9 protein-coding genes are annotated in these 7,696 nt (G+C 41.9%); 8 read left to right on the top strand and 1 reads right to left on the bottom strand.

The genetic code is table 11. The annotated features are described in order from the left end of the window. Positions 1–1,762, top strand: a 1,762-nt coding sequence (locus AC1DPZ_RS18115) for a biosynthetic peptidoglycan transglycosylase (protein WP_477405951.1), incomplete at its 5' end; no start/stop codon positions are given. A gap of 64 nt (positions 1,763–1,826) precedes the next feature. Next, positions 1,827–2,456, top strand: coding sequence for a nitroreductase family protein (locus AC1DPZ_RS18110; protein WP_477405949.1), 630 nt, complete (start codon positions 1,827–1,829; stop codon positions 2,454–2,456). An 86-nt stretch (positions 2,457–2,542) separates the two neighbouring features. Here AC1DPZ_RS18110 and AC1DPZ_RS18105 read toward each other — a convergent pair whose 3' ends face one another. Beyond that, positions 2,543–3,556: a LacI family DNA-binding transcriptional regulator gene (locus AC1DPZ_RS18105; protein ID WP_477405947.1), complete on the bottom strand. Its 1,014-nt coding sequence runs from the start codon at positions 3,554–3,556 to the stop codon at positions 2,543–2,545. Positions 3,557–3,762: 206 nt separating this feature from the next. On the opposite strand from AC1DPZ_RS18105, the gene AC1DPZ_RS18100 reads away from it, so the two are divergent. From AC1DPZ_RS18100 to AC1DPZ_RS18075, 6 genes are all read left to right on the top strand, one after another. Further along, complete coding sequence (locus AC1DPZ_RS18100) at positions 3,763–4,128, top strand: response regulator (protein WP_477405945.1); 366 nt, start codon at positions 3,763–3,765, stop codon at positions 4,126–4,128. 130 nt (positions 4,129–4,258) lie between these two features. Continuing rightward, positions 4,259–4,489 carry a hypothetical protein gene (locus AC1DPZ_RS18095; protein WP_477405943.1) on the top strand — a complete coding sequence of 77 codons (231 nt, stop codon included), beginning with the start codon at positions 4,259–4,261 and terminating at the stop codon, positions 4,487–4,489. A 659-nt stretch (positions 4,490–5,148) separates the two neighbouring features. Then, entirely contained in the window at positions 5,149–5,880 is a 732-nt protein-coding gene (locus AC1DPZ_RS18090; protein WP_477405941.1) for an acyl-CoA desaturase, read from the top strand. Positions 5,881–5,944: 64 nt separating this feature from the next. Further along, positions 5,945–6,067 carry a hypothetical protein gene (locus AC1DPZ_RS18085; RefSeq protein ID WP_477405939.1) on the top strand — a complete coding sequence of 41 codons (123 nt, stop codon included), beginning with the start codon at positions 5,945–5,947 and terminating at the stop codon, positions 6,065–6,067. Position 6,068: 1 nt separating this feature from the next. Next, on the top strand, positions 6,069–6,392 hold the full coding sequence (locus tag AC1DPZ_RS18080) for a hypothetical protein (RefSeq protein ID WP_477405937.1): 324 nt from the start codon (positions 6,069–6,071) through the stop codon (positions 6,390–6,392). A gap of 49 nt (positions 6,393–6,441) precedes the next feature. Next, on the top strand, positions 6,442–7,506 hold the full coding sequence (locus tag AC1DPZ_RS18075) for a fatty acid desaturase (RefSeq protein ID WP_477405935.1): 1,065 nt from the start codon (positions 6,442–6,444) through the stop codon (positions 7,504–7,506). Positions 7,507–7,696 lie beyond the last annotated feature (190 nt).

Below are 7,696 nucleotides of genomic sequence, written 5' to 3'. Positions count from 1 at the left end.
ATACAAGATCCCGGATAACTTAACGCTTAATAATTTTTCCATAAGTTTTAAGGATGATAGCAACAAGGTAAAACTGCTTGCAAAAACCGCGACCATCAAAGACGGAGATCTTACATCAACAATTGATGTTGATAATGGCGCGGCAACCTGGCATATGGATGGCAAAATGCACCCCTCAGATAAAAATATAGATGTAAAGCTTTATGCAGACGGTGCAAAAGTAGAACTGCCTATTATTCAGAAAAAGCTGGGACTTAAGATAAATTTTGATACCATAAGCACCAAATTAACCAAAGTTGAGCACGGCGGCGGCGAAACAAAAATATACGGTTCGTGGGCGGTTCATAATTTGTTGCTAAACCACCCGGCACTCTCATCGGGCGATATCGTGTTCCCGGATGCAGCCATTGATGCAAACGTTTTTGTGGGCAGTAATTTTGTATCTGTTGATAGCTCATCTATGATACATATTAAAAAGCTGACCGCCAGGCCATATCTTAAATATACCCTTAAGCCGGTTAAAATTTACGAGCTCAAAATGAATACAGGCTGGCTAAACGCTACTGATATTTTTGATGCTTTCCCCCATGGGATGTTTGATGCTTTGGATGGGATACAGGTTACAGGCAAATTAAACTATGCCATGAACTTTTATATGGATTCATCAAAGCCAGATGACCTGAAATTTGATTCGCGGATGGATAAAAATGGTTTCCGGATTGTGAAATACGGCAAAACAGATCTATCAAAGCTGAACAGCACGTTTGTACACACCCCTTATGAAAAAGGCAAACCGATGGCGCCACACCTCATTGGGCCAGAAAACCCGGAATTTACACCTCTTAATGAAATTGCACCCAATCTTCGCAATGCAGTGATGACGGCTGAAGACCCATCCTTTTATACCAACCATGGTTTTGTTGAGGAGGCATTCCGTAAATCGCTGGTTACCGACTTTAAGACTAAAAAATTTAAACGTGGCGGTAGCGGAATTTCGATGCAGCTGGTTAAAAACGCTTTTTTAAGCCGCGAAAAAACGCTTGCGCGAAAAATTGAAGAGATCCTGATTGTGTGGATGATAGAAAATAACCGCATCATGACTAAAAACCGGATGCTGGAGGTTTACCTGAACATAATTGAATGGGGCCGTAATATATACGGTATATCCGAGGCCTCGCATTTTTACTTTGGCAAGTCGCCATCAGAACTTAACCTCGGCGAAAGTATTTACCTGGCCAGTATTGTTCCGTACCCTAAAGGGGGATTATATGCCTTTCAGCCCGATGGCACGCTGCGTCCCGGGCTGCACGGCTACTTTAACCTGATAGGCAGATTGATGGCCGGCAAAGGACTTACGCAGCGGGATACCAGCGCCTATGGCTTTTATGGTGTACGCCTGAGGGAGGGCTTAAGGCAAACCATTGTACCCATTGATACAGCAAAAGCTGATAGCCTGATGAAACAGGGGGGTGATGACAATGAAATACTGCCTGTAATAGAAGAGCCGGCCAAAAAGCCTAATTTTTTCCAACGCTTATTTGGTAAAAAAGATACAACCAGTCAAAAGCAGGAAGAAAAAGAAAAGACCGCTAAAGAAAAACTAAATGAGCAAATTGAAGCGCTTAAACAGGATTATAAGAACCGCATAGACCACATTGATACCGCAGGTAAAACCCGTAAGGATATCCGTGTAGAAAAACGCAGACTTAAACAAGAAGCCAAAGACAAAGAACAGGAGCTAAAAGATAAAGCCAAACTTTAGTTTACGATGCCATGACCCAACTAAATGTTCAAACATCTATTTTTGTTTGAGCAATTGAAGAATCATGTCATTAGTAGAAAAATTACAAAAAAGGGCCGCAATTAAAAAATTCGACCCATCAAAAAAAATAAGCACCGAACAATTAGATCAGTTACAAAGTGCAATACAACTGGCCCCATCATCATTAGGCCTGCAATCATTTAAAGTTATTGTTGTTCAGGATGCAGCAACCCGGGAAAAGCTGCGTGCAGCTGGTTATAACCAGGCCCAGATCACCGATGCTTCCGCATTATTTGTTTTTGCGTCGTTAACAACATTAGACGAAGCCTTTGGCAAAAAATTCATAGATCTTGTTGCCAATACCCGCAGCGTTGAACGCACAAGCCTTGAAGGTTTTGAACAAAAGGTTTTAGGCACATTAAGCAGCCGTACCGATGAGCAGAAACTGGCCTGGTCGCACAAGCAAACTTATATCGCTTTGGGTGTATTGGTTTCAGAAGCCGCCGAATTGGGCATTGATGCAGCGCCCATGGAAGGTTTTGATGCCGCGCAATTTGATGAAATCTTAGGCCTCAAAGAAAAAGGATTAACAACCTCCGTTATCGCCGCAGTAGGTTTCCGTGCCGAAGATGATGTTTACAGCAAAATGATCAAAGTACGCCGGCCTAAAAGTGAGTTGTTTATTCATGTGTAATTGGTGAATGGTTGATTAGGTGAGTGGTTGATTAGGTTAAACCGTATAAAGGCACCCACTTTACCACTCACCTAATCAACTACCCACTATTCCCCGCCCGAACTTTTTCTGATAAACAGCTTCGATTTTAAAACCACGTGCCGTTTATGGTTTGATGCATTTTTTTGCTCCAGGGCTTCAAACAGCAGGGTAGCGGCTTTAATCCCCATTTCATAGGCGGGTTGTGTAATGGTTGATAATGCCGGGCTTAACAACGGCGCTATACCAAGGCTCGAGAAGCTGATCATCTTTAGATCCCCGGGGATAGAAATTCCCAGGTCGTTGCACACATAGTAAGTAGCAAAGGCCAAACGTTCAACCGAGCTAAAAATACCATCGGGTTTAATTTCCTGGAGCACACGGGTCAATATCTTATAGTTTACCTTTTCGTCGTTGCTGCAGTCTATTACAAGCTCGTCATCAAAAGCTATATCGTGCTTTTTTAAAGCATCCATATAACCCTGCATCCGCACCTGCCCTATTGATATGTTTTTGTTTATCACCAGGTATGCCACTTTGAGGCAACCGGTTTCCAGCAGGTGCTCGGTAGCTGCGAAGCTGCTGTCATAATCGTTGGTGGTTACTTTAGCGGCATCAATATCTTCGTAAACCCTATCAAAAAACACAACGGGGACATTTTTTGATTCCAGCTGGCGCAGGTAATTATGGTCATTAGCCTCGCCCGATACCGACATGATGATGCCATCAACCTTGCCGTTGTTTAAATAATTTACAAATGATACTTCCTTTTCGAAGATATCATCCGTACGGTAAAGCAAAATGTAAAAACCTTTTTTACGTGCCACCTCCTCAATACCGTTTATAGCTTGCGAGAAAAAGTCGTTGGCAATTTCAGGAATTATCACCGCCAGTGTGCGGGTTTTTTTATCCCTTAAATTACTGGCGTAGTGGTTGGGTAAAAAGTTATGCTCTTTGGCAAAGGCCAGGATCCGCTCCTTGGTGTTTTTATTAATATCCGGGCTGCCATTAAATGCCCTCGAAATAGTTGAAGTAGATATATTGAGCTCCTTAGCCAGTTTCTTTATATTAACAATATCCATTATGCTCAGCTAAATCAGTTTTATTCAGTCAAATGTAATAAAACAGATCAGTTTAAGCCCCAAAATTCAACTGTATTTTGTTGTTAGTTGTATTAAATACTATCCTAAACCCTACAACTTTACACAGGCTGGCAAAATGGTTTAACTGTAAGTTAATCAATGGCATGCCCTTTGTACAGCATTACCCAGCAAGGTTGGAAAAGATCATGGCAAAGAAAATATTGATAGTAGATGACGACGAGTTGATGATTGATGTAATGACCTACATTTTAAGCAGCAATGGTTACGATGTGGTATCATATAACGACTGGCATAACATCCTGAACAATATCAGGACCACCCATCCAGACCTGGTGATACTTGATGGTTTGTTTTCGGGTATGAATGGCCGCGATATATGCAAGCTGATAAAGTTGAACAGGGATACGCAAACCCTGCCTGTGATCATCTGCTCAAGTAATGATGATATTGACGACTCACTATCCCCAAAAGGCGCTCCCGACGATGTGCTGCACAAACCATTTGGTATAAATAACCTGTTAGATAAGGTTAAATATCAGCTTGCGGCCTGATAGGACATAAATTCATTTTTAGTTTAACGTGCTTAAAATTAATAACTTACAACTATATGGTGAGGTTTATCACATCTTTTTGTATTTTTAGGGTATTGGATTTGTATATTTACCCGGAGAGAAGACAAAGATGGGACTGCCACTAAGAATAACATATAATGATACCGACCACGTGTATCAGATCAATACATCGCCGATAAACAAGACGACCAGCGAGCTTGAAATTTTATTGAATGGCGAAAAAATCACCCTTCAAAAAGATGAGCGCAGTGTATGGGTACAACAAGGCGACGGCCCGTTAATTGACCCCGAGCTGGCACAGGCTTTAGGAAGATCGGTTTCTTTAAGGTTCAGGATGTAGGCAGGATTGAGCAGCAAACTCATTTTAGATATTAGATCCCAACTAATATAATAATACCTGGCGCCGAACCTAAAATTAGGGCCCTGCAATTACAATTTATCTCCTGTTTATAGCATTTCGGATTTTTTACTCAATAGAGGCGCTTTTTATTCGGTTTGGAGTAATTGCTGGTTTAGCCGTGGCTTTAAAATAAATAAAGCCTCCTTGCTCTCGCAGCGCGGAGGCTTCTACCTAAACCTTATCACAATGGGGGAGAAGCCCCGATTTGCATTACAAACCTACCATAACCCCCATTAAATGAGAACAAGTATCGACGAATAGAATATATCTATCGATAGAAAGCCTGGTGGATGGTATTGCCGGCCGGCGAAAAAAAACTTTTTAAATTAAATAACAAATTGCTTAATTAAAGGTTATTATAATATAGTCTTTTAAGATTTACTATAAAGTACCTGCCGTTTTGGGTTTTAAACCAAAACATTTTTCCCGTTGACCGCAAGCGCTTCTTAAATTTTAAGCTTGCATCTCATCAGGCAGATTCAGGCCACAGAGAACAAAACGTCATCTGTTTACACCGCATCCAACAGGCAAGATCCCTTTAAGGGGGCTACCATGCTTGCATTATACCGTATTTAGTACCTGCTATTAATTCTATTTTTATGCTGATCCTGATTTTTTTTATTGCGCACTGGTTCTTGTCTCTGTTTTTTCAAACTTTTTTCCAACACCGCTACGCCTCTCACCGTATGTTCACCACGAACAAATTTTGGGAACGCGTTTTTTACATTATGGCCTACCTATTTGAAGGAGCTTCCTTTTTAAATCCCCGGGCCTACGCTTTAATGCACAGGGAACACCATGCTTACAGCGATACAGAAAAGGACCCGCATTCGCCCCATTTTTTTACGGATATTTTCCAGATGACAAAGGCCACCTTTAAAACATTTGGCGATCACCTGCAAAGAGTAAAGAACCCCGAAGCCCGCTTTGCCGGTAACTACCCCGAATGGCCGCTGATTGATAGGATGGGTTCTTCGATACTATCCAGGCTGCTGTTTGGCGCCGCTTACACCTGCTTTTACATTTTTTTTGCCGCCCATTGGTGGATGTTCCTGCTGTTGCCCATACATTTTTTAATGGGGCCAATTCATGGCGCAATTGTAAACTGGTGCGGGCATAAATATGGCTATACTAATTTCGACAATAAAGACAAATCAAAAAACACCACACCTTTCGACTTCCTGATGCTGGGCGAACTGTTTCAAATCAATCACCACAAACACCCCAATAGCGCCAACTTCGGAAAAAAATGGTTTGAGATAGACCCGGTTTACCCGGTTATGAAGCTGATGCACTGGATGCGGATTATTAAACTCCGTAAAGCGATTTAAAATTTACGCGATAAGCGCGTAATCAGCCCTCACGGATTATCAATTAACATTAAACAACAAAACAATGAGTAAAGATAAAGGCAGTAAAGCCCACAAAAAAGGGCCAGCCACAAACGGCAAAAAAACGATGTCTGATTACCAGGCATCTAAAACCGAGGTCGTATCTACCAATAAAACACACAACTAACATGGCCGGCCAAACAGTTGAATTGCAGGCCAACATGTTTTTATTTGACCTGAGCAATAGCGCCAAAGAACATTGGTTCAAAACAGAAGAAGCCTGGGAGGTAAGCTTAGCCACAGACGATGAAAGATCTGCTATGGAAAAGAAATATTACCCCACCATTTCGGTAAAAGTTTTACCCGAGCAATTAGCAGAGTTATTTGAGCTGATTAAAGAAAAGTTAATCCTGGCACAATCCGACGAGGAAAAAACATGGGACACTAAAACAATTATAAAAAACCAAATACAATACCTCATTGCCTTTAATCCAAAACGGCAGCGATCTTAAATAATTACCAGTTTTTATCCGAGCCGATCACTATTAAATTTTTTAGCCGATGCCTTTTTTAGATTATGTATTGCAAACCCCTTCATACGGTTGGAAGGATGCACAGGGGGCCTTGATAAAGCCGACTGTGTTACAAATGTTAACCGAGTTTTTTTCGAGGTTAAACCCCATTAAAAACCGTAAAAACTGGTTGCCATTTTTTAGCTGGCTGAAGGTTTTGTGCCTGGTACCGTTTTTTGTGCTCTTCATCATTTACTTTTTAAGCTGGTGGACAATACCGGCAGCCTTTGTTTATGGAATGATCATTATGGGCACACATGGCACCATCTGGCATCATCGTTACTGTACCCATGGAGCCTATACTTTTAGCAATAAATTCTGGCGCTTTATAACGCAGAACCTAACCCTTAGTGTTATCCCCGAAGAGATCTATGTAATATCGCACCACGTGCATCATTCCAAATCCGATCAGCCCGGCGACCCTTATAACGCCCAGGCCGGTTTTTTATATTGCTTTTTGGCCGATGTAAATCACCAGCCAATTGCCAAATACCTGGATGAAGGCGACTACAACCGGGTTAAACAATTGATGAAACATACCGGTGTAAAGGCAAATACCTACGCGCAATACCAGCACTGGGGCTCGTATGTAAACCCCGGGCGGGCGGTTATGTCGTGGATCCTGAACTGGTCTTTCTGGTACGCGGTTTTTTATTTAACAGGCGGCCATGCCCTGGCTTTCAGCTTATTTGGCGCTGCCGCATTTTGGGCGGTGGGGGTACGTACATTTAATTATGAAGGCCACGCAAAAGGGAAAGACAAACAACACGAGGGCACCGACTATAGTAAAAAGGATAAATCAATTAACCAGCTGTGGCCCGGTTTTGTAGCCGGCGAATGGCATAACAATCACCATTTGTTCCCCAAAAGTGCCAGGAGTGGTTTTAAGCCGCACCAGGTTGACCTTGCCTGGTATTATATCAAATTAATGAGCTGGCTGGGCGCCGTAAGCCATTATAAAGACAATAAAAAGCAATTTTACGAACAGTATGAACGGCCCTATCAGCATAGTAAAAGCTCGAAAAAACTCGTATTAGCCGATTCCCGCGTGTGAGTTTCTGCTCGTAGCATATTACTTACCCCTGTTTATCTTTGGTTAGTGCAGTTGCCCCTTTTTAATCAATCCCCCACTGGTTAAAAAACCAGCTGATTATTGCATCCAGGTTGTATCAAAGAAGAAGGCTTTATGAACATTGTTCATAAAGCCTTAATTTTTTAAGTTGGGGTGGGAAGATCGTAACTTC

It is taken from the genome of Mucilaginibacter sp. P4_G9, assembly GCF_056400985.1.
This window is presented reverse-complemented; position numbering and strand designations above follow the sequence as displayed.